The sequence below is a fragment of the Microbulbifer variabilis genome (genome assembly GCF_056232115.1).
The window spans coordinates 3,377,942-3,397,536 of record NZ_CP174325.1; the positions used below are offsets into that span (position 1 = coordinate 3,377,942).

The following is a 19,595-nucleotide window of genomic DNA, read 5'->3' on the forward strand; positions in this document are numbered from 1 at the left end:
CTTTAATGTCAGGTACTTATGTAGATACTTGAATATTTCATCCTAAGGGTTTTATAAGTGGCTTAAACGTGATGAGAGTACTCTAGATATAGAAAATAGGCGAATTCTAGGGTGTATAGAAACTATCTATACGCAGCATGATGGTAATTATGGAAGTCCAAGAATTAGCGCAGAGCTGAAAGGTAAGCGGTACATAAACCACATTATTCAACTTGCTCTGGCAGGCTGCCATGATACCCCCTCCATCAACTTCGGAGGAAAGCCCCATGAATCAGAAACAGTGGCAATGTCATGTCAGGGCCTACGAGAAAAGCTCTCAGTCCAAACGCGCCTATACTCGTAAACACAATCTAAACTACAGCCAGTTCCTCTACTGGTACCGCAAGTTAACTGAACAAACTTCGGTGTCTGATACCCCTGACTTTGTTCCCGTGGATATCAAGTCCCCTGTGGCCACTACGGGAAACCTGGGTATATTGGAGTTTCCTAATGGCATAAAGCTGGTGATCAATAGCCCAGTATTGCTGGCGCAAATCCCCGGCCTTATGGACCTGTAAATACGATGTGGCTACCGTTTAACAGCAAAGTCTGGTTTTACCGTCAGCCCATCGATTTCAGGAAACAGATTGATGGTATTGTGCTGCTGGTGGCTGATACATTACACAAAGATCCGACATCCGGTCAGCTCTTTGTCTTTCGCAATAAAAAGGCCGATAAAATTCGTATGCTCTACTGGGAAGATAATGGATTCTGGCTCCTTTATAAGCGAAATGAACAGTCGAGGTTTATCTTTCCTGGCATTTCAAATGACGCAATAGAGTTGTCGATTTCACAGCTACAGTGGCTGCTTTCCGGGTTGGACTTTACCCAGCAAGAAGAACCAGAAAAACTCTATTTTTCACGCTTTTACTGATACGTATAGAGCCTGGAAAATAGTTTCCCATGGTATAATCCACACATAAATTAACATCGGAAAACCCAATGGCTACCGGTGGTACGCTACAGTGCCAAGTTGAACAGCTTACATGTGAACTCAAACTCTCGCTCCAACGATGCGAGCAGTTTGAAAAAGCTTACGATCAGCTATTGTTTCAATTCAAACAACTACAGCGCTCTCTCTTTGGCCGGCGCTCTGAGCGATACGAAGACCCTGATGATCCCCAGAGATTACTATTCGAAAGTACAGAAGCTCGGGATGATGGCTCTGTAGAGAAAAACGAGGCTGATAACGACAAAGACCAGGATGCTGTGGTTAGCATTGCGGCACACAAGCGTCATAAAAAAACAAAGAAGATCTTTGCCGAGCACCTGCCAAGAAAAGAGGTGGCAATCCCTGTCTCAGAGCAGGATAAAACCTGTGCATGTGGCTGCCAAAAGAATATCGTTGATTACGAGCGTCATGAGCGCTTGAACTACATACCCCCGGTATATGAGGTAATTGTCGAATTGCGGGAGAAGGTTGCCTGCCCTAAAGGCTGTGTAGGTCAAATAGTTATTGCTCCCAAGCCAAAGCATATCCTGCCCAAGGGTAAGTTTACCGAATCCATTCTAGCCCATCTCATTGTCAGTAAGCTTGATTACCGACAGCCCTTCTATCACTTGGAAAAACAGTTTGAGACCCGCGCCGGCTTTAGCTTTCCCCGTCAAACCATGGCTCGCACTGTTATCGATTGTGTAACTCCCCTACAACCACTGAGCAATTTGCTAAAAGACGAGGTCATTGGCTACGATATTGGGGCTTTGGATGCCCATCACTCCAAGTTCTTAACGAACCTAGCCGGCCAGCAAGCCGAAAATCTTATGCCTACTGTTTCCGAGGTGGCCCTCCTGGAAAGGAAGCGATCCTCTATGAATATAATGCCGCTGATCACAAAAATTTTGTAAATGACTGGTTTACCGGCTTTAAAGGCACGCTGCATTGCGATGCTGATCCATTTTTTGAGTTGTTATTTGAGCAGGCAGCTGTAAACCCAAATCATTGCAATGCTCATGCCCGACGAAAATTTGAACCCATAGCGAGAGCGGCGCAAGGGGATGGGCTGGCAAAACGGGCAATGCACTTTTATAAGAAGCTCTATCGGGTTGAGAGGAAGGCCAAAGAGAATCAGCTGACCACAAAGCAGCGACACGATTTACGACAAGAGGAGTCCAGGCCGATTATGACTGCCTTTAAGTGCTGGCTGGGTGAGCACCATCCGCTAGTGTTACCTAAATCCCCGCTGGGAAAGGCAATGAATTACTGCCTGAAATATTGGGATGGGCTATGTGCATTCCTCAACGATGGCCGCCTGGAAATCGACAACAATTTGACTGAACAGGAAATCAAACCCTTTGCCATGGCTCGTAAGAACTTCCTATTTGTATCTTCGGTCAATGGCGCTAAAGCACTGTGCCTACACTTCAGTTTGATTCGCACTGCCAAACTCCACGGCCTTGACCCCTACAGGTATTATGTGGAGGTGCTTAAGCAGATTCCACACTGCCAGTCCGTTGAGGATTATGAGGCATTATTACCCTGGAACATCCAGCTTGAGAGAGTTGGGATGACCGCAGCAGCATAATTAGAAGCACGGCGGGGAAGCTCTGCACACCTTCATGTTTGTCGATTGACGACACTTCTTTTCGAACTTCAGTGTCTAGCCATTTAACGCCCAGCTTGAATGCCTCAAATAGAATCCTCACCCATGGTCTGGTAAGATCGCTTACGTGGTGGGCGCATTGAGTTTTAGATGTTTTGCACAAGTAATAGGTTAACTGGTGCGGAACGCTCAGTGTTGGAGGTGCAGTTGCCTGTTGTGGCTCTTAAAAAGTTGAGGTCAATCGCCATGAGTTACGCGCGGTTTCTCAGTCTTCATGACCCACAGAGATATTTTGAGATTGCTAAATAAATTGGGATACTAGGGAGTCATAATTCATTGCAAAGTAAAGCAGGGTGGCCAGGTTTGCAAAAAGAATAATCGGTACTAACCAAAGTGCTACTACCCAGATAGAGCCCTCATTAAGGAAAATAACAAATATGGATATGATCAAACCCAGATAGAGATCTATACCTATCTGCCTGGCCCAGTGAAATGGGTAAATGGTTTTTATTGTCTTAAATATGTTTTCTTTTGTACTGCAATAAATTGAATAACCAAGAAAAAAAACAAATAGAAGCCAGGCTATTGGTTTGCCAGCTGGATAATCACTTTCGCTCAAAAAAAGTGACTCGCCATCATGTAGATACATTGCCGTGAATGCAAAGAGGAAAAATAAAATCCATAAGCCATTTTTTTTTAAAGTCATAGTTTATCCTTAGGGGTGATCAATTATTGATCTTTGGGTTGTATTGTTTCAATAGGGAGTTGTTATGTCGAGCATATAGGTTAATGCAAAATACGATGGAGGGGGAGAGGTAGTGGAAATTAAGTGGGCCTGACTCAGATGATCTCCTTTGAAAGAAAGAAGAGTTTCACTGACCGCCTCAATCACGCAAGAACGATAGTATATAGTGGCTATCTAGTAGTCGAGCTATTTGGAATGAACGGATAAGCGCTGACTAAATCACTCTAACAAACGTATTGTGGGGTATTTTCGTCCCAGTTACTTCGAGTGTGGCTGACTACCTGCAGGGTGAGGTTGGCGAGCCAAAAATGCGGTCAAGAGTTGGTGGCGTTAAGACTTTTTACCTGTAAGGTTATAGCAATATAACCATTAAGAATAGATGTCGTGGAGATTCAGGGCACATATGACAGTTAATACACAAGAGTCTTTTTAACTGGAAAGCAGTAGGTCACCCTTATATCAACGGTACAACTTTTGGTTGATAGCGTAATAATTTTGCAGATAAACTAGGTACTTTCGTACCGATACATGTTCAGCATGAAGGTGTTAGTAAAATTGAATGTTGGCCATGACTGATGGCTGCGCTCGACAATAAAAATAGAGAATGCCAATAATTATAAGGGTGTTGTTTTGAAAAGATTGCTGTCTTTTTGTTTGTTCATGTTTTTCAGTCTTAACGCGTTAGCGAGTAATGGCAAGGTGCTGGTTGTCGTTTCTGCTGCTGACCAATTAGTTTTGAAAAGTGGCGGGGTTGTTGAAAGCGGATATTTTGTTAGTGAATTAGCAGAGACCTTGAGGCAGCTGGAGGCGAATGGTTACGAATTTGATATTGCAACACCTGGTGGAAAAATTCCCACAGTTGATGGATACGGCCTTCAAATGTACTTCTATAAGGCTGCCGTAGTATCAAACTGGCCAAGATATGCGCTATCACCTAAAGCAAAAGCTGAAGAGGAAAGATCAAAAGATATAGCAACTGCTTTGAAGTATTTCGGAAAGCTAAGATTTTCAAATCGCTACGCAAATGAAGAAGTGTCCGCCTTTCTTGATGAGATTGAACAAAAAATAGAGCATCAGCAGCTTGTAGAAAAACCTATGGTCTCTCTTGAATCCCTGGTGAGTGAAAAAAAACTGGAGCAATATGATGGTATTTATATCCCAGGAGGTCATGCGCCAAAAACAGATCTATTATTTAATGAAGATCTTGGGGATATTCTGACTCACTTCCATGAAAACGAAAAAATTACGGCAATTATTTGTCATGCCCCCATAGTATTGTTAACAGCAATGGAGGGTGTCTATGATCCATTTGTGCCTTTAACTTATGAGCAAAAAGTAAATTTTATTTATAAGGGATACAATATCACATTGGGTAACAAGTCCGAGGAAGTGATCCTTGAAAACTTCCTTTACCTGAAAGGTAGTCGTTTACAGTATTATGTGGCAGAAAAGGCAAAAGAAGCAGGCCTTCATGTAAGCAATATTCGTGTTCCTTCAATGTCTCAAGTGGTTGAAGATAGAGAGTTAATCACAGGGGCAAACCCCTCCTCAGTCTACTCTTTGGCAAGTAAATTTATTGAAAAGTTAAAAAACAAATAGTAGCAGACTCTAAATTGCACATTCATGAGCCCTCAAAAAAGTGGGTTCACTGGATTGTTGCTACCCAAGAGTCGTGTCATCAAGAAATGAAACATCATTTCTTGATGCTGCTAGGAGGGTCTGTTTGCGCAAAAACTTGTTGGTCTAACGACGGAGCCTTTGCTTATTCTATAATATCTTTGCTGATCTCAAAGTTTGTTGTATGTAGCTGAGATCTCCAGGGGTCGCTCTAAGGGTTTATTTGAGCGATTCACGCTTTGCGTTACACCTTCTTGAGGGGCTAAACATTCTTGAATACCGCACCAAGATCGCGAGTCTCTCTTTAAGTCAGGGTTATCACAGATTTATTAGGAAGCTCCTTAACTAGTTAAGCGTGATTTTCAATTGAGCTCCGTCAAGGTGCCTAGAATAACGTATTAATATTTTAGTCATTTTCAGGAGGCGTTCTGCCAGACATTTATATTCTTCACCGGATATTTCGGTAATTTTTTGGATCCTAATTTCTTTAGGAGATGGATCATTTTTTTTGGCCTTTTAGCAAACAAAAGTTGTCGAGGAATTGTTTGTAGGCTTCCTGGCTATAGAGTTTGCAGTATAAGGAGAATTCTATGAAATTAATATTCTTGGAGAAATAGAATGAAAATCACTCTTTTTGGGGCGACTGGTGGGTTAGGGGGGGAGTGTTTAAAACAGTTGTTGACTTTGGCTGATGATGCTCATGAAGTAACAGTGCTTGTTAGAAATTCAAAAAAAATGCCCCTAAAAGTGCAAAATAAAATCACAGTGATTGAGGGTGATGTATTAAGTTTGGATGATATTCAAAGGTCAATCAACGAGAGCACCGATGCAGTTCTATTTGCTATTGGTGTCGATAGTAGTTCACCTCAGAATCTCTGTACTATAGCTACCAAAAATATATTTTCAGCTTTTCCAGAAAATAACCCTCCCAGGTTTATATGGTGTGGAGGCGGTAGTACCTTTGTCGATGAAGATATACTTGGAATGAGCGCGAAGTTTGTGCGTTTCTACGCAAAAACCTTCCTATCACTTCGACATCATGATAAGGAAAATCAGTATCAATTTTTGAGTCAGCATAGGGAGATACCATGGCTGGGTGTACGTCCCTGTCAAATGACTGAAGGGGAGTTACGGAAAGAATATCGCTTGGGATTTGAAAAGTTTGGCGCAAGTTCTTCAATAAGTTTTGCGGACTGTGCACACGCCATGTTGCAAATGCTTAGTGATGATACATGGATGCATAAAGCCCCAATCATACAGTATTAAAATTTTAGTTAATGGTATTTCATGGTTTTTGTGGTGGCTCAATGGTGTGATGCTGCTACGAGCATTCTCTACTCTCACTTCAGTTTTTAAAGTCGTTAAGAGTTGTCCCGCCTCACATAAATAAAATGGACATACTTTTATAATGTTGAAAGTCGCAAATAAATCTAAGTGAAATAGACATGAATTCAATAATTAAACAACTATCGGCGATAAGCTTTTCTATGTTTCTTGTTGCATGTGGGAGCGGTGGGGGTGGCTCTGGCGACGAGAACAATAAAAACACAACGCCTAATTTAACGGGTGGGGGGAATGATACTGTCCCTGTTCCCGATTCCAATGGTAATCCGGGAGAAAATTCTGGTTCAGACCCAGACCCAGACCCCGGCTTTCCCCCATCTGGAGTTGTAAGTGGTGGAGAGGGTAGTGTTATTGAAGATGATGTGACCTCTACTTCAGGGCGTCTAACTGACAGTACCAATGAGCAGCAAATTTTTGAGGAGCTTAACCAGTGGGGGAAATATGGTCTCTTAGAGGTTTCCTCTGATGGCTTGTGGAAATATATCCTAAATAGTGATCTGGCGAATCCTTTGAGCGTTGGGGAGCAGGTGGTTGATGAATTTACTATTGGTGTAGGGAGCGATGAAGACTATACCATGGTAGCTATAAAAATTACGGGAACGGATGATGAATATACCTTTAATCCAGGTGTTCCACTTGCTTCTTTAATAGTGGGAACAGTTGAGGAAGTAAGAGGCACTTTGGTGATTGATGATGTTGACGGTAACACACCTGAATTTGTTGCCAGCAATATTGTCAGCGAATACGGAAGCTTCAGGATCTCGAGTAATGGTGATTGGGAATTTTCTTTAATTGACAAAGCCAAACAACTTAAAGAAGGTGATCTTGTGGAGGATGTCATCACTTTAAGATTCACAGATGGAGTTGAGCACTCAGTAACTTTTTCCATATCTACAGTCGACCCTGGCGCAAATGGTTCGTTCGAGCTTTCCGTAGAACAAAAAAGGATAATGTTAGACACTCATAATGAGTTCAGGCAAAGATGTGCTATGGGAGAAGCCGGTGAAGGGGCTGGGCCAGAAACTGCTGCTAATATGCAAACGCTTTCTTGGGATAATGCATTAGCAAAAATGGCTAAGAAGAGGGCATCGGCATGCTATTTTGGTCACCTTAATGATGCTGAAGGCATTAGGCAGGCCTTTAATGAGGTTAAAGATGAGGTATCTTTTGTACTTCCTGCTGGTGCGGTCGAGATAGGTGAAAATGTGGCAATCAATATTTTTAATCCGCCGGCCTCTCAATATGATGCTGAGACCTGGGCGGCCTCAGTAGAATCCTGGTACGATGAAAGTTACTCTTTTGACTGGGATGCTAAATTTTGCCATGCCGATACTTGCGGACACTGGGCTCAAGTCTGTCATGGAGAAACCCGTTATGTCGGCTGTGCGGTAGCAGAATGCGATAATATCATTGGGTCCAGTAACCCGGCTTACAACGATGGCGCACATGTCGTTGTCTGCACTTATTTTCCATCACTAGATAAAGGAAGAGAAAGCCCTTTTGTGGATGGTTTTGGATATGACAATTGTAGGGTATGTAAGGGGTATGATATGCCTTTCTGCGTCGATAATATGTGTACAGGCGGGAAGGCTAAAGATTGGAATGCATCTCTAAAAAGAAATAAAAATGTAGATCAATGTACCGATGGTTTGGGTCGGGATATTACACCATGTACTCTTGGTAACCATCCGCCCCCTCCGCAAGTGGTTAGATTTGATTATGTTTTTTCTGATCAGAAAATTAATCTATCTTGGGGTGAGGCCTTAAAGAATGGTGGTGTGCATCACTATAAATTGTTTCGTGATGAAGAGTTGCTATCTAAAACGCGCCGATTGGCCTATAGCGACTCTGATGTAAGGCTAGGGAATAGCTATAGGTATAAAATAATAGCAGTGGACCATTCCGGTCAACATAGTCTTCCTGTATATCTAGATACTGTTGCGGCTGATAATTAACCCTTAGGCCAAGCATCGCGTTTGGCAGTACAAACTGAGATATTATAGTTAGCATGGATTAGTTTAGACTTGACCTGACAGTTACCAGTTTTTTGGGAGATGCTCTGTCAGGTCAAATTCGTTTAACAAGCTTTTTGTAGTGCTCTAATCCCTCCGGACACGTTGAGCGGTCACCGAGTTGAGCGGTCACCGAGTAGTGGCCCTTCGCTCGATAACAACTGGGAAGTCTACTCCGCTGTCTTTTTGTGTTGGGGATAAGATTGTAACTCCGCAGGTTCCAACTCCCATGACGGTAACGGGTACCGAGAGTTATCTTGATAGCGTCAGACTAGGCATCGGTCTTGCCCAGTTTCCCTGGTTTCATGTCGAAAAGGACTTAGCTGCAGGTAACTTGGTGGAAATACTATCTGGTACTCGGCCCCCAAGTGAGCCCGTGTCTGTAGTTTTCACTCAGAATCGTTTCCTTTCGCCCAGAGTCCGGGCTTTTATTGAGTGGCTGACCAAAGTTTTTGTAGACCAATAGGGGGGGGCATGAGACATCCAGGTGCTGGAGAAATTTATCCACCAGCACCTGTGATCAAGTAACAGCTGTTACTGTTCCGCTTTCGCTGAAAGCTAATGGTGAGCGAAAAAATCACAAACGCGTTGAACGTCTTATGAGAGAGGCTGGAATCGTAGGGAAAGCTGGAAGGATATACAGTCGACGCCCCTTGCCCGGAAATCCTTGTATTAAAGTTGAAAATTTATGAAGAGTGCTTGGTGTGCCGGCTAAATCAGACTCCTAATGGGCGGGTGGTACGACCTATCTGAAGATCAATGGGCAATGGCAATATTTAGCTTTGATTATTGACCTTTACACCCGAAAAGTGGTGGGTTGGGAGTTGTCGGATACTCGAACTGTTGAATTGACACTGTCGGCGTTAAATAAAGCTGTCCGTCGCAGAAAAATATAGAGTCAGGTTTAATTTCACAGTGACCGCGGGGCTGAGTACGGTGTTTATGCATTCCAAAACCGACTCAAAGAACTAGAGGCTGTTTCATAACTTGAAATCGGCTATTCTCACGCAATTACATAGAAAAAAGTCCAGCAATAGTGAGCCGATTCAAGTCAGAGTTAACCAATGATCAATTGATAATCGAGCCTGTTTTGAAGGCATCCTGTAGATTTTGCGTTCTGGAGCGCGATGGAAAGATCTTCCTTCACACTATCCATCACCGAGTACATGCTGGAGAAGACTTTAATTTTGGGAAGAGCAAGGAGCTTGGTTACAGGCATGGAGAAGATTCTGGAGCCGTTGGATCAGCAGTCTTTGCTTAACTGGGAGGAGGTTTTTTCTGATGGCAGCTTTGCACCCGCAAAAAAAGGGCTTCGAAATCGGGAAAACCAAGCGGGGCAAGGGTTCAAAGTGGATGGTGGTGGTCGATGGCGAAGGTATTCTACTGGGAGGCACCATTACTTCGGCCTCACCAGCAGAAGTGAAGTTATTACACCCATTACTTGATGTTACGTATAAAAATACAAAGATTCATCGCTTAGTTTATGATAAAGCGGCGGACTCGGATCCTCTTAGAGATAGCCTGTTGAGTCATGGAATCGACCTTATCTGTCCACATAGGAGAAATAGGAAAAAACCCTCAAGACCGGATGGCAGAAAGCTCAGAAGGTACGCTCGCGGATGGAAAGTTGAGCGGACTTTTGTGTGGTTGGGAAATTACCGCCGTTTAGTTGTTAGATGGGAGCGATATTTGTCCACTTATCGTGCTTTTTTCTATATTGCATGCATGTTAATTACGTTAAAGGAGTTATGAAGCAGCTTCTAGGTATTGAACCGAGTATGAACTATCCAGGATTTATGAATGATAATGTGTATGTAGAATCATTTTTTTAGACATTAAAAACTGAGAAATTTAAATGGTTATTTTTGATTCGGTTGAGGACCTGAGAAGTAACTTATTTTGGTATCTTGATAGATACTATAACCTTATAATAAGACATAGTTCACTTGGGTTCAAAAGCCCTGATGAATATGAAAGAATGGCCGCATAAGATGGCGTCTACTTTAAGGGGAGAGGCTTCTTGGTAAAATTTGATATCCAACCCTTCATAAAATTCCTTTGCTATATTCTTTGGAGTGAATTCCTAATGTGCTGCTTAAAATTTTATACGCCAAATATGAAGTAAATTTCATTTGGGTAGGATATTTATGAAGAAGATGACAACTACGTTGAGGGCAATGATTAATCAGCCAGGCCTAATTGTTGCGCCAGGGGCCTATGATTGCCTTACTGCGAAAATCATTCAGGAAGAGGGTTTCAAGGCACTTTACATGACAGGAGGTGGAACCGCTGTTACTCATGTTGGTCGCCCTGATCTTGGGTTTATTACATTGACTGAAATGGCTGCGAATGCGCGTGCTATAGCTTCAACTGTAAATATACCAGTGATTGCGGATGCAGATACCGGTTTTGGCAGCGCATTAAATGCCTATAGGACAGTCCAGGAATATGAGCGGTCGGGAGTTGCAGGATTACATATAGAAGACCAGATATTACCGAAGCAATGTGGTCACTTAGCCGGAAAGCGAGTAGTGCCAATCTCAGAGATGGTTCATAAAATATACGGAGCACTGGAAGGCCGCACTGACGATGATTTCGTTATTATTGCCAGGACAGATGCCTTGGCGGTGACAGGTATCGATGACACCCTAAAACGATGTGTTGCTTATGCTGAAGCCGGTGTTGATGCATTATTTGTAGAGGCAATTACAAGCAGGGAAGAAGTCCTTCGTGTACAGAATGAGGTGGATATACCTCTAATGTATAATTTTGGCGAACACGGTAAGTCCCCATTATTTACACATAAAGAACTTGAGGAGTTGTCTTATAAATTGGTTATTTACCCAGGAAGCCTGATGTTTTCTATGTGTAAGCTTGCCCAACGAGTATTGAGGGAACTTAAAGCGAAGGGAACAACAGAGGCTCTTATGAATGATATGTACTCTCCAAAGGAATTTTTTGAAACCATGGACTCCCAGCATTTTCAGGACCTTGATAACAAATGGAAAGCAGCGGCAGATAAAAATTTTGGAGATGAGTAAAAAGGGGCAATAAAATAGCTGTTCTTTAATTAATACAATTTAATTTTTAGGTGAGCTTGGTTTCAGATAACAGGTGCAATTGGTAAGGGAGGGCTAAGCTGGTAGAGTCTGTAACTCTCCCGACCAAGAGAAAGGCACTGATGAGCTACTACCAACTGAGCGAGAACGAACGACACCAGATTTACAGCTTAAGAAAATCCGGACACTCTCAGAAAGCAATAGAAAAATTGTTAGAGAGGCATCCTCGACAATCAGCCGAGAGCTGCGACGCAGCGAGGATATCGCCCAGGGCAGGCACAGTGCCCGCCATTGACCGAAGATGCAACCAGGAAGTTCTTGCAAGCCATGACAAAGGGTTTGATTTCCTATTCAGTTAAATTGTTATCGATTTCTAAGTGGACATAGTTGAGGTGTAGAGGTTCAGACTTGATCTAACAGTTACCGGTTTTTCAGAAGGTGTCCTGTCAGGTCAAATTCGGTTTACGAGCTTTTGCCTCCGGATGCCTTTTCCATCTTCAAGTGTTCCCAGGCGATACCCACATAGACGGGAATGAGAATATTGCGCCAGAGGATATTGCGGATGTAGAGGCTGTAGTTCCGTCAGCCCTTCTATAGCCCGTGAAGATCCAAAAATGAAATAAATACTAAAGGGATAAAATCAAAACAAAAACATCAACTTAGGTAATCCTTTTCAATCAATTTACCCGAAAACAGTCAACCCCCCTAATTTCACTTCATCCACCCGGAATTGAGTTCGCGTAGTAAAAGAAGGATACTAGTGAGCCCCTAGGTGACGTTCAACGAGTCAAAGTTGCCTCCCCTGGCCGACTCGCCGGAGGGTGACATATAGTCCTTCTAGCTATTCGTGCAACTATCTGATTAAGCCTAAATCAGTCTACTTAAATGCATTAAACTGCTTCAAGCTATAAGGGTATTCCTTATCAACACAGGCCCCGTACTCCACTTCATTGGTTTGCATTGCATAAATTAGCTGCACGATTGAAAGACCCTGGCGCTGTATTCCTGCCATTGATACAACTTTATCGGGTGATAAACCTTTACGTCTTTTCTTTAGTAGGTTGATTACCAATGTATATCATTGTTGCTTGTCGATAATCCAGTCTCGATTGAATTTATCTGGTTTTTGAATAGCAAATATTATATTTACATCCAATAACTGTTTAAGTTGGTATCGCGTAATCTGTAACTCCTTGCAAGCATCAGCCATCGACCAATTCGATGCTATGGATTTTGCTAATTTTTCCACCTTTTCGCGAGGGTAATGCATCTTCCCTTTAAAAATAACTGGAGATAATTTCTTCTGTCAAACCAACTTATCTAACCGCTCCGGACGGCAACTAATTAATCTTGCCGCCTCCTTCTTTGATATAATGTTTCTAGCAGGTGACACTAACGCAATTCTCCTTATACGACTCGAATCAATGAGGCCAGGCCAGTATGCCTCTAAATAACGGTCAAATTTGGTCTTAATTCGTGCAATTCCTTGATTTTCCTGCTGACGATTTAGGCGTTCGTATAAATCTCTATAGTGTTTGTTTATTCCAGAAAATCCTCTGTTACTCATAGGCCGATCAATATATTGATTTAACATTAAATAAAAGCTATCCGGCCAGTCTTTCAGCATCAACCACACGTTTCTATAATGCTGCTCTAGTGAATTGTTTTTTTAGGGGTATTGGCTTGAAAGAAGTTCCTTGCAATCTAACCTGATAATGCGCAAGGAAGTTAATCATAGTCAATGCTTCTCGAAATACCAGTCCGTGAAGAACCAATGGGATAGGTTTCTTGACCACTTTTTTTGCTAATACTGATTCAATGTATGCACTGAATTGGAGAGTATCAGGGGTAACAGGAACGTCATTGTTTGTGATTGCCACTGATGTTGCAGCAAATCTATCGAGGTTTTCTCTATACCAACTAAGCCTTTCACCAGTTTCCTTTCGAATATCAACCAATAGTTTTTGGTGCTCAGTACATGCCAGTATAGGCAGAAGTGCCCAATATGATTTACAGTACCCGTACTCTCTGAGACATTCCGGACATACCTTTGGATACTTGACAAGTATATAAGGCGTATCAATAACGCGTTTAAAATTTTGGCAGACTTCGCCGATTTCAGATTTCTGGTCAGGGAGCCCTAGTGCCGCTAGATAATTTGATAAGTCGAATTCATTGGTTAAGATACCATGAACTGGTGCGCGAGCGTTTTTCCAAGGAAGTCCTGCATGGTGAAGTAAGTGACTGATATGCCTAAACCCGTTTCTCTCTGACACACGGATTAAGTAACCTACCAGACATTCATCTGTGTATATGCGAGGTCTGGACAGAAGCATAGTCGTAGCTCCTGCCATAAGAATAGCCCATACATAATTATATATCTCTGCCTCCTCCAATTACCTCAATCTAAATTACTCCACCTCGGGCAGAACTTGTGTTCGGAGTAACTGGAAGTACCATCAGAAAACCAATGATAGTCCGAGAGTTAGTAAAACTGATTGCTTACCATCTACATGCCTAGCGTGAAAAACATCATTCAGTTACTCCCCTATTAATTACTCATGATAAAAATCACTGTTTAATCGCTTATAAATGCGACATTATCTGATAAGTAAGGCAATAGCTCATCCCTCAAAAATGTCGAGGTGAACATACGGGAAAGCCTAGTTCTCCCCAACATACATACCTCCTTAAATATGAATTCATTTTGTAAGAAGACTCATCCAACTTGGAACAATAATAGCGATAGGTTGTACAGAACCCCTCATCGAAGCAAGGCACTTTACTAGAACACCAAACCTTAGGAGTTGTGGAAATACAAGCAACACATACAAGATTCCGCCCATCTGAAGCGTCACCTTCCCATGGGAAGGAATTACTTATATTGTCAAGACCAAGACCAAGACCAAGACCAAGACCAAGACCAAGACCAAGACCAAGACCAAGACCAAGACCAAGACCAAGACCAAGACCAAGAACAATGAGTAATGCATGCATTTCATCCGAATGCCTCCAACGAAATGGAACATAGTCAAATTTTCGAGTAGCTATTTTATATAAAAACCGCTTGAATGAACTAACTGATAAAAATCCATTTTTTAATTCCAACCTGGAGATATACTCACTAATAAATTCTTCCGAGTTAGGCAGGCCTCTATATAAAAGGACAGGCGTACACTGATTCATACATCTCTACATCATATTTGTTATTGATTTGCATAACAAAGATCAACCACAGATTTTGTACACTTAACCAGGTTTCTTTAAGCTAAATCCTGAAGCTAATTATGATCAAATGATGCTGAATATACTGAAAGATATGGTTCCTAATGTGGAGCAACAGCTGACTTTTGCATTGAGAGATTTAGAGTCAAAATTCTATTCTACAGAACCAGATGTAAAAAATGCCCTTACTTCCTTTTCGTCAGACGAGACAGGCTTGCCTTCCAGGCGTGGTTATTATCTTGGTTATTTACTGGCTAAAAATTTGGGAGAAAAATATTCAGAAATTGAGCTTACAAAAATGAATGCCAAGCAAGTAGAGGGTATTTTATTTGAAGAGCTTAATAGGATGATCGATAATAACAGTAGCTGAATCCAGATGGGAAATTTTGGCATAAGTGTTAAAAAGTAAGCATAAAAAAGCTTCTCACCTATTTCAGGTGAGAAGCCTCTAGAGAATAGAAGTAATAGAGAAGATATTTTCTTATTGATTCAACTCGGTGTCATTGACCCACTTGGGTTTTCCGGGAGCTATAGGGGCAAATCTATATAACTCCCAGCCACCTCTTGGATCCAAATTAAATGGGTTTGCAGTGCCGAGCCACATAAACCTGGGGTGATTGATCATTGTGCGGAAACCAAAGTTCCCGGAATTGCCAACGCCATTAAAGGTGGCTGGAATAGCTCTATGATTTGGTGAAAAGAAGCGGTAGAGCTTGCCGCCAGAGGTCTTGGGATTTGATAGCGCATCTTCCAAGAACATGAGTAGCTCCGCGGGAAGCTCGTTGGCAGGATCGGTTCCACTTTCAATCAGGCCAGCAAACTGCCTACTCACATCCAGGGTTCCCAGATACATATCGCTGCCCGTTACCCCAAGGCGCCAAGTATAGACATTAAATGGCCACCCCAAGCCGGCTCTGCCTAATTGGGGGAGGCCTGCCAGAGTATTCTTGTCAACAAACATATTGCTGTCTGGATCCCAAACCTGAACATCCTTGTAGCCATAGAGCACTTCAATTTTTGGTTTCCGTTTCTTTTTACCAAATCGATCTCCGCGGAAAACCGTTGTTGCCCTATGGGTTGCGATGATGGTTTCCAGCTCTCCAATTGGATTATTCCAGGTTTCCCCGTAAGCGAGGACATGCGCCCTAAAGCCTCCCAGCGGAAAGTTAATCGTGCCCCAATAGAGCTTGCCGCGCCAGGAGGTAATATCACCGCCAGCATACGCACTTGCGGAAACAAGGTCTGGTTCGTACTCGGTAATGTTCCAGACTTCCTTCCACTCTTTGGCATTTTCCGGCAGGAATCCACCCTCCGGAATTTTGGGGCTCATTACAATGCCGGAGTAGGCACGGATTTGTCCCGTCTGAGCGTCGCCAGTTGGCCAGGTAGAGAAAAACAGGCGACCATCATGTACGGTGAAATTAGCCGGAGTACTTTGCATTGTACCCACGACCTCAAACCTGAATGGATGATGGATATTGCCCATCCAGCGTAAAACCTCCCCTGTGCCACCGAGAGATTCTTGCACAGCCACACCGGTATATAGAACGCCCTCATGGTTAAGGAACTTGCGGATATTGGAGTATTGGGGAAACTGCTTGGAGCCAAGGTAGCGACCCGTGCTCGCCTGCCAGGCCATCATGATGATGCTGTTGCCGCCGCCTTCACCGGCGATTCCCTCCTGAACCCCACCGGGACCGGCGAGAAATACTACGTCATCGGCATAACCGCCGGAGCGGAAGCCCAGCGTATCTTGTAGCAGGGGATCGTAAGTAGGGGTTATTTCCGTTACCTCAAGCGTACAGGTATCCATGCGATAGGCCATTGGAGCACGCCAATCACCAAGATTTTTAAGATTTGGATTCTCTTGGGCGAGTATTCCCTCTGCAAACTCACAAACCCAGCCCTGGTTGGGAGCAAAGATAGGCGTCAATACGGCATTTGGAGAGGCCTGTGCAGTACAAGGGACATTTGCTCCTGTGCCCCAGTAGAGGAAACGGGGTGACTCAGCCATACCCCAGATCTGGGCGCCGTTGCGTTTTGGTTCACCCGCGGAGCAGACGCCATCAACCAGCTCGGGGTAGGGTTCACCAACGCCATTAAAGCACTCATCCACTGGGGCTTTGAACAGCTTATCGAACCGGGGTTTAACCCTTTTACAATGCTTGCCAGGGTGCCCCAAGGATTCTTCGCCGTTTCCGCTCCATTGTGCGTTGGCACCGGGTGCAACCAATGTCGCCAGAAATATTGAGAGAGCAAAACAAGATGTGACTTTCATAAGCATCCCTTCCTCTACTACAGACCGCTATGGCGGGTGATACAACGGGTCAAAAGGCAGGTTTGAGTAGAATATGCCAATCCACATGGGAGAGTAATATTCCCTAAAAAGTAGAGATTAGGATGTCACTAGAGGCAAGAATATTGGCTAGATTATTTCCTCCTCAATAGTACCAGTCAGATTGATATTTGAGATAGCAGGATACTATAGCGATGATGCGCTTGTTAAAATTTTGTTACTTAATGAGGTGGTCGCCAATTTTAGTGTGGGCTTGCCGATCTTTCTTAAGGCGGCTAGTACAACAGGTTGGTGAGTTATCAAATAGGGAAGGTTGTATTAGATGCTTTATAAATTTAATTTGGTGTAACGGGAAGAGTAAGGGGTATGGTATTGGCTGTCCCTAAAATTCTCAGTATATTTTTAATCCGTCTAAAAACTGGTTTTCACTAGATAAAATGAAAGAAGAAACTGGATTCTTTGTAGGCAAATCGCTGGCTTCTTGGGATGAGGCCGGCTCCATTCATTGGGAAGTCAATAAGCAGCTGCTCGAACAAGTCTCAGACTCTAAATTTAATGCTTTGGAGAAGGATTTCGATACATTAGTAAGTGGTTATGATATTTGCGGAAAATCAGTGGTACAAATTTGCTGCAACAATGCAAAAGATCTGATATCCATAAAAAAGAAAGGAGCTGGCCGCTGCGTCGGTATTGATGGATCTCAAGCCTTTGTCGATCAAGCCAAGCTTCTGGCAAAAGCCGCGGGATATCCAGGTATGGAGATTGTATGTTCTAACATCTACGAGTTACCAGAAAAGCATATTGGTCAATTTGACTTTGCAGTTATTACCATTGGCGTACTCAACTGGATGCCGGACCTAAAGCGATTTGTGCGTATTTGTGCTTCGCTGCTGAAGCCAGGCGGCTATCTTTTGATGGAGGAGATTCATCCTGTTTTGAATATGTATGAAGAAGGTAACCCTTCACACATTGCGATGTCATATTTTAATCGAGAGCCACAGCGGGATGATCAAGGGTTGGATTATTTTAATGGTAGGAAGTATCAGGCAAAAGAAAATTATAATTTTCACCATACATTGGCCGATGTGCTGATGGCAGCAATTGCTTGTAATCTATCATTGAAAAACTTTATAGAGCTGGGTAAGAATATTGGGAATTGGTGTGGAGATCTAGAGGAATCTGAGTTTGTGCCGCCTATGGCAATGCTGGCCAGCTGGCAGAAGCAATTCTAAATGACAAAACCGTGGCTATTGGAGCCTTACTGTTAATTACTAAGGAAAGCGAATGTATCAGTTGTTTATAGCAAATAAAAACTATTCATCATGGTCACTGCGGCCCTGGTTGTTAATGCACCACCTGGAAATTCCCTTTAATGAGCAGTTGGCGACTTTTGAAGAGGGGGGAAGCTGGGAGAAATTCCATAGTTTTTCCCCTACTGGATTGGTGCCCTGTTTGATTGATGGCGATATTACCGTTTGGGATTCCTTTGCCATAGTGGAGTATGTTGCAGAAGATTTTCCGCAGGTTTGGCCCATCGATAGACTGGCAAGAAGCTGGGCACGGAGTGCTTGCGCTGAGATGCACTCTGGTTTTTCGGTTTTAAGGAACATCTGCGCTATGAATTGTGGTTTGATTGTGGAGCTGGTTGAGATTCCACCGCAACTACAGAAAGATATTAGTCGCATTGATGAGCTTTGGCAGGAAGGCTTGCAGCGATTTGGTGGGCCTTTCCTTACCGGGGGAGAATTTACAGCGGTGGACGCCTTCTTTGCGCCAGTTGCTATCCGCGCACAGAACTATGGGTTGCCATTTAGTAATGCAGCTAAACAGTATATTGATCAGTTGCTAAGTTTACCTTCTATGAAAAAATGGATCTCAGATGCGCTGCAGGAGCCCTGGAGAGAAATGCTGCATGAGGAAGAGGCTCGAAATATGGGTGTTGTGATTGAGGACTTGCGTAGCTAATAATTATTTTTAATATTGATGTAGCATGTCACAAGCGTGATTACAGCTAAAGTCGCGTTTGTGACTGTTAAGAAAGTTTTTTTACTCAAATAGAAAGTCTTTTTCATGGTTGTTTTTAGCATTTGGGGCTTCGGGTGAGAAACACATTATTCGCCCAGTTGTTTGAAGAATCACATACCTCTGATTCGAATGGGTCATAGAGATCAAAGATGGTATGAGCTAGCACTACATTTTTATTATCAGTGGCTCCTTATTCCGATGAAAAATTGTGGGATATTTAGTTTTTCTTTTTAGAGTTATTTAAATGTTAATTTGAGATTTAATACTCGATTTTTAATTTATTCACTTATATCGATCATTGAATCTTTGAACTGGGATTGTTTTGCCTGGTAAGGCTTCTTCACTTTTAATAAATATTAAGACCCTGCACTTTAATGACGGAAGTAACTTCTTTAACAGTGTGTTATGTACAGTGTGTATAAATCTTCTTGAATTAACCTCTCTAAGGCCCGGGGGTGCGATTCGCTGTGTACTGAGGAGATATCAGGCCTGCTTCTTCCTTCTTTGAGCGGGAGCTGAGGCTTTGTACTGACATTTGATGGGTACAAAGAGGGCCTGAGGCTTCTTTGGTAGATAACGGATTAGCTATCTGACCATAAAGTCATACTTTTGATGCATTATAAACTATTCACTTAAAAAGTCGTTATCAAGAAAGCAGACGAAGTACTTGCCTGGGCGGCATTTCATAGGTTG

The 19,595-nt window shown here is 42.9% G+C and carries 18 protein-coding genes and 2 pseudogenes; 17 read left to right on the forward strand and 3 right to left on the reverse strand.

Features of this window, described 5'->3' with window-relative positions; all coding sequences use genetic code 11:
• Positions 1-266: 266 nt before the first annotated feature.
• The 5 genes and pseudogenes from tnpA to ACJJI7_RS15135 all read left to right on the forward strand — a co-directional run bounded on the left by tnpA (position 267) and on the right by ACJJI7_RS15135 (position 2,561).
• Entirely contained in the window at positions 267-557 is a 291-nt protein-coding gene (gene tnpA, locus ACJJI7_RS15115) for an IS66 family insertion sequence element accessory protein TnpA (protein ID WP_444901819.1), read from the forward strand.
• Between the two features lie 5 nt (positions 558-562).
• Positions 563-913: an IS66 family insertion sequence element accessory protein TnpB gene (gene tnpB, locus ACJJI7_RS15120; protein WP_444901818.1), complete on the forward strand. Its 351-nt coding sequence runs from the start codon at positions 563-565 to the stop codon at positions 911-913.
• 68 nt (positions 914-981) lie between these two features.
• Positions 982-1,884, forward strand: coding sequence for an IS66 family transposase (locus ACJJI7_RS15125; RefSeq protein ID WP_444901817.1), 903 nt, complete (start codon positions 982-984; stop codon positions 1,882-1,884).
• Positions 1,815-2,411 (forward strand): annotated as a pseudogene (locus ACJJI7_RS15130) (IS66 family transposase); the annotation flags it as partial. The gene ACJJI7_RS15125 and the pseudogene ACJJI7_RS15130, both read left to right, overlap by 70 nt.
• A gap of 42 nt (positions 2,412-2,453) precedes the next feature.
• Positions 2,454-2,561 (forward strand): hypothetical protein, encoded by a 108-nt coding sequence (locus ACJJI7_RS15135; RefSeq protein WP_475717140.1) that lies wholly within the window; start codon positions 2,454-2,456, stop codon positions 2,559-2,561.
• 319 nt (positions 2,562-2,880) lie between these two features.
• On the opposite strand, the gene ACJJI7_RS15140 is transcribed toward ACJJI7_RS15135, so the two are convergent.
• The gene (locus tag ACJJI7_RS15140) at positions 2,881-3,285 is read right to left on the reverse strand and encodes a hypothetical protein (RefSeq protein WP_444901816.1); all 405 of its coding nucleotides are present in this window, start codon (positions 3,283-3,285) and stop codon (positions 2,881-2,883) included.
• A 669-nt stretch (positions 3,286-3,954) separates the two neighbouring features.
• On the opposite strand from ACJJI7_RS15140, the gene ACJJI7_RS15145 reads away from it, so the two are divergent.
• The 9 genes and pseudogenes from ACJJI7_RS15145 to ACJJI7_RS15185 all read left to right on the forward strand — a co-directional run.
• Positions 3,955-4,923: a DJ-1/PfpI family protein gene (locus ACJJI7_RS15145; RefSeq protein WP_444901815.1), complete on the forward strand. Its 969-nt coding sequence runs from the start codon at positions 3,955-3,957 to the stop codon at positions 4,921-4,923.
• Positions 4,924-5,559: 636 nt separating this feature from the next.
• Positions 5,560-6,207, forward strand: a complete 648-nt coding sequence (locus ACJJI7_RS15150; RefSeq protein WP_444901814.1) for an NAD(P)-dependent oxidoreductase — start codon at positions 5,560-5,562, stop codon at positions 6,205-6,207.
• A 179-nt stretch (positions 6,208-6,386) separates the two neighbouring features.
• Positions 6,387-8,240 (forward strand): VCBS domain-containing protein, encoded by a 1,854-nt coding sequence (locus tag ACJJI7_RS15155; RefSeq protein WP_444901813.1) that lies wholly within the window; start codon positions 6,387-6,389, stop codon positions 8,238-8,240.
• Positions 8,241-8,526: 286 nt separating this feature from the next.
• A complete protein-coding gene (locus ACJJI7_RS15160) occupies positions 8,527-8,763 on the forward strand; it encodes a LysR substrate-binding domain-containing protein (RefSeq protein ID WP_444902646.1) in 237 nt (78 codons plus the stop codon).
• An 85-nt stretch (positions 8,764-8,848) separates the two neighbouring features.
• Entirely contained in the window at positions 8,849-8,989 is a 141-nt protein-coding gene (locus tag ACJJI7_RS15165; protein ID WP_444902645.1) for a hypothetical protein, read from the forward strand.
• Positions 8,990-9,079: 90 nt separating this feature from the next.
• Entirely contained in the window at positions 9,080-9,193 is a 114-nt protein-coding gene (locus ACJJI7_RS15170; protein WP_475717081.1) for a hypothetical protein, read from the forward strand.
• 385 nt (positions 9,194-9,578) lie between these two features.
• Positions 9,579-10,049 (forward strand): transposase, encoded by a 471-nt coding sequence (locus ACJJI7_RS15175; RefSeq protein ID WP_444901812.1) that lies wholly within the window; start codon positions 9,579-9,581, stop codon positions 10,047-10,049.
• Positions 10,050-10,444: 395 nt separating this feature from the next.
• Complete coding sequence (locus tag ACJJI7_RS15180; RefSeq protein ID WP_444901811.1) at positions 10,445-11,338, forward strand: isocitrate lyase/PEP mutase family protein; 894 nt, start codon at positions 10,445-10,447, stop codon at positions 11,336-11,338.
• A 140-nt stretch (positions 11,339-11,478) separates the two neighbouring features.
• Positions 11,479-11,635: pseudogene (locus ACJJI7_RS15185) on the forward strand (helix-turn-helix domain-containing protein); the annotation flags it as partial.
• Positions 11,636-12,996: 1,361 nt separating this feature from the next.
• Here ACJJI7_RS15185 and ACJJI7_RS15190 read toward each other — a convergent pair.
• Entirely contained in the window at positions 12,997-13,692 is a 696-nt protein-coding gene (locus ACJJI7_RS15190) for a TniQ family protein (protein ID WP_444901810.1), read from the reverse strand.
• A gap of 959 nt (positions 13,693-14,651) precedes the next feature.
• Between ACJJI7_RS15190 and ACJJI7_RS15195 the strand changes: the two genes are divergently transcribed.
• Positions 14,652-14,951 (forward strand): hypothetical protein, encoded by a 300-nt coding sequence (locus tag ACJJI7_RS15195; RefSeq protein WP_444901809.1) that lies wholly within the window; start codon positions 14,652-14,654, stop codon positions 14,949-14,951.
• Positions 14,952-15,062: 111 nt separating this feature from the next.
• On the opposite strand, the gene ACJJI7_RS15200 is transcribed toward ACJJI7_RS15195, so the two are convergent.
• On the reverse strand, positions 15,063-16,859 hold the full coding sequence (locus ACJJI7_RS15200; RefSeq protein ID WP_444901808.1) for a hypothetical protein: 1,797 nt from the start codon (positions 16,857-16,859) through the stop codon (positions 15,063-15,065).
• Positions 16,860-17,314: 455 nt separating this feature from the next.
• Between ACJJI7_RS15200 and ACJJI7_RS15205 the strand changes: the two genes are divergently transcribed.
• Both ACJJI7_RS15205 and ACJJI7_RS15210 read left to right on the forward strand, forming a co-directional pair.
• Positions 17,315-18,109 (forward strand): class I SAM-dependent methyltransferase, encoded by a 795-nt coding sequence (locus ACJJI7_RS15205; protein WP_444901807.1) that lies wholly within the window; start codon positions 17,315-17,317, stop codon positions 18,107-18,109.
• 52 nt (positions 18,110-18,161) lie between these two features.
• Positions 18,162-18,842, forward strand: coding sequence for a glutathione S-transferase family protein (locus tag ACJJI7_RS15210; protein ID WP_020414937.1), 681 nt, complete (start codon positions 18,162-18,164; stop codon positions 18,840-18,842).
• Positions 18,843-19,595 lie beyond the last annotated feature (753 nt).

Excerpts from the sequence above, each read along its gene's own strand:
- tnpB (WP_444901818.1), top strand. The coding sequence starts at position 563 with ATGTGGCTACCGTTTAACAGCAAAGTCTGGTTTTACCGTCAGCCCATC.
- ACJJI7_RS15200 (WP_444901808.1), bottom strand. The coding sequence starts at position 16,859 with ATGAAAGTCACATCTTGTTTTGCTCTCTCAATATTTCTGGCGACATTG.
- ACJJI7_RS15125 (WP_444901817.1), top strand. The coding sequence starts at position 982 with ATGGCTACCGGTGGTACGCTACAGTGCCAAGTTGAACAGCTTACATGT.
- ACJJI7_RS15195 (WP_444901809.1), top strand. The coding sequence starts at position 14,652 with ATGATGCTGAATATACTGAAAGATATGGTTCCTAATGTGGAGCAACAG.
- ACJJI7_RS15155 (WP_444901813.1), top strand. The coding sequence starts at position 6,387 with ATGAATTCAATAATTAAACAACTATCGGCGATAAGCTTTTCTATGTTT.
- ACJJI7_RS15210 (WP_020414937.1), top strand. The coding sequence starts at position 18,162 with ATGTATCAGTTGTTTATAGCAAATAAAAACTATTCATCATGGTCACTG.
- ACJJI7_RS15140 (WP_444901816.1), bottom strand. The coding sequence starts at position 3,285 with ATGACTTTAAAAAAAAATGGCTTATGGATTTTATTTTTCCTCTTTGCA.
- ACJJI7_RS15150 (WP_444901814.1), top strand. The coding sequence starts at position 5,560 with ATGAAAATCACTCTTTTTGGGGCGACTGGTGGGTTAGGGGGGGAGTGT.
- ACJJI7_RS15190 (WP_444901810.1), bottom strand. The coding sequence starts at position 13,692 with ATGCTTCTGTCCAGACCTCGCATATACACAGATGAATGTCTGGTAGGT.
- tnpA (WP_444901819.1), top strand. The coding sequence starts at position 267 with ATGAATCAGAAACAGTGGCAATGTCATGTCAGGGCCTACGAGAAAAGC.
- ACJJI7_RS15180 (WP_444901811.1), top strand. The coding sequence starts at position 10,445 with ATGAAGAAGATGACAACTACGTTGAGGGCAATGATTAATCAGCCAGGC.
- ACJJI7_RS15160 (WP_444902646.1), top strand. The coding sequence starts at position 8,527 with ATGACGGTAACGGGTACCGAGAGTTATCTTGATAGCGTCAGACTAGGC.
- ACJJI7_RS15175 (WP_444901812.1), top strand. The coding sequence starts at position 9,579 with ATGGCAGCTTTGCACCCGCAAAAAAAGGGCTTCGAAATCGGGAAAACC.
- ACJJI7_RS15205 (WP_444901807.1), top strand. The coding sequence starts at position 17,315 with ATGAAAGAAGAAACTGGATTCTTTGTAGGCAAATCGCTGGCTTCTTGG.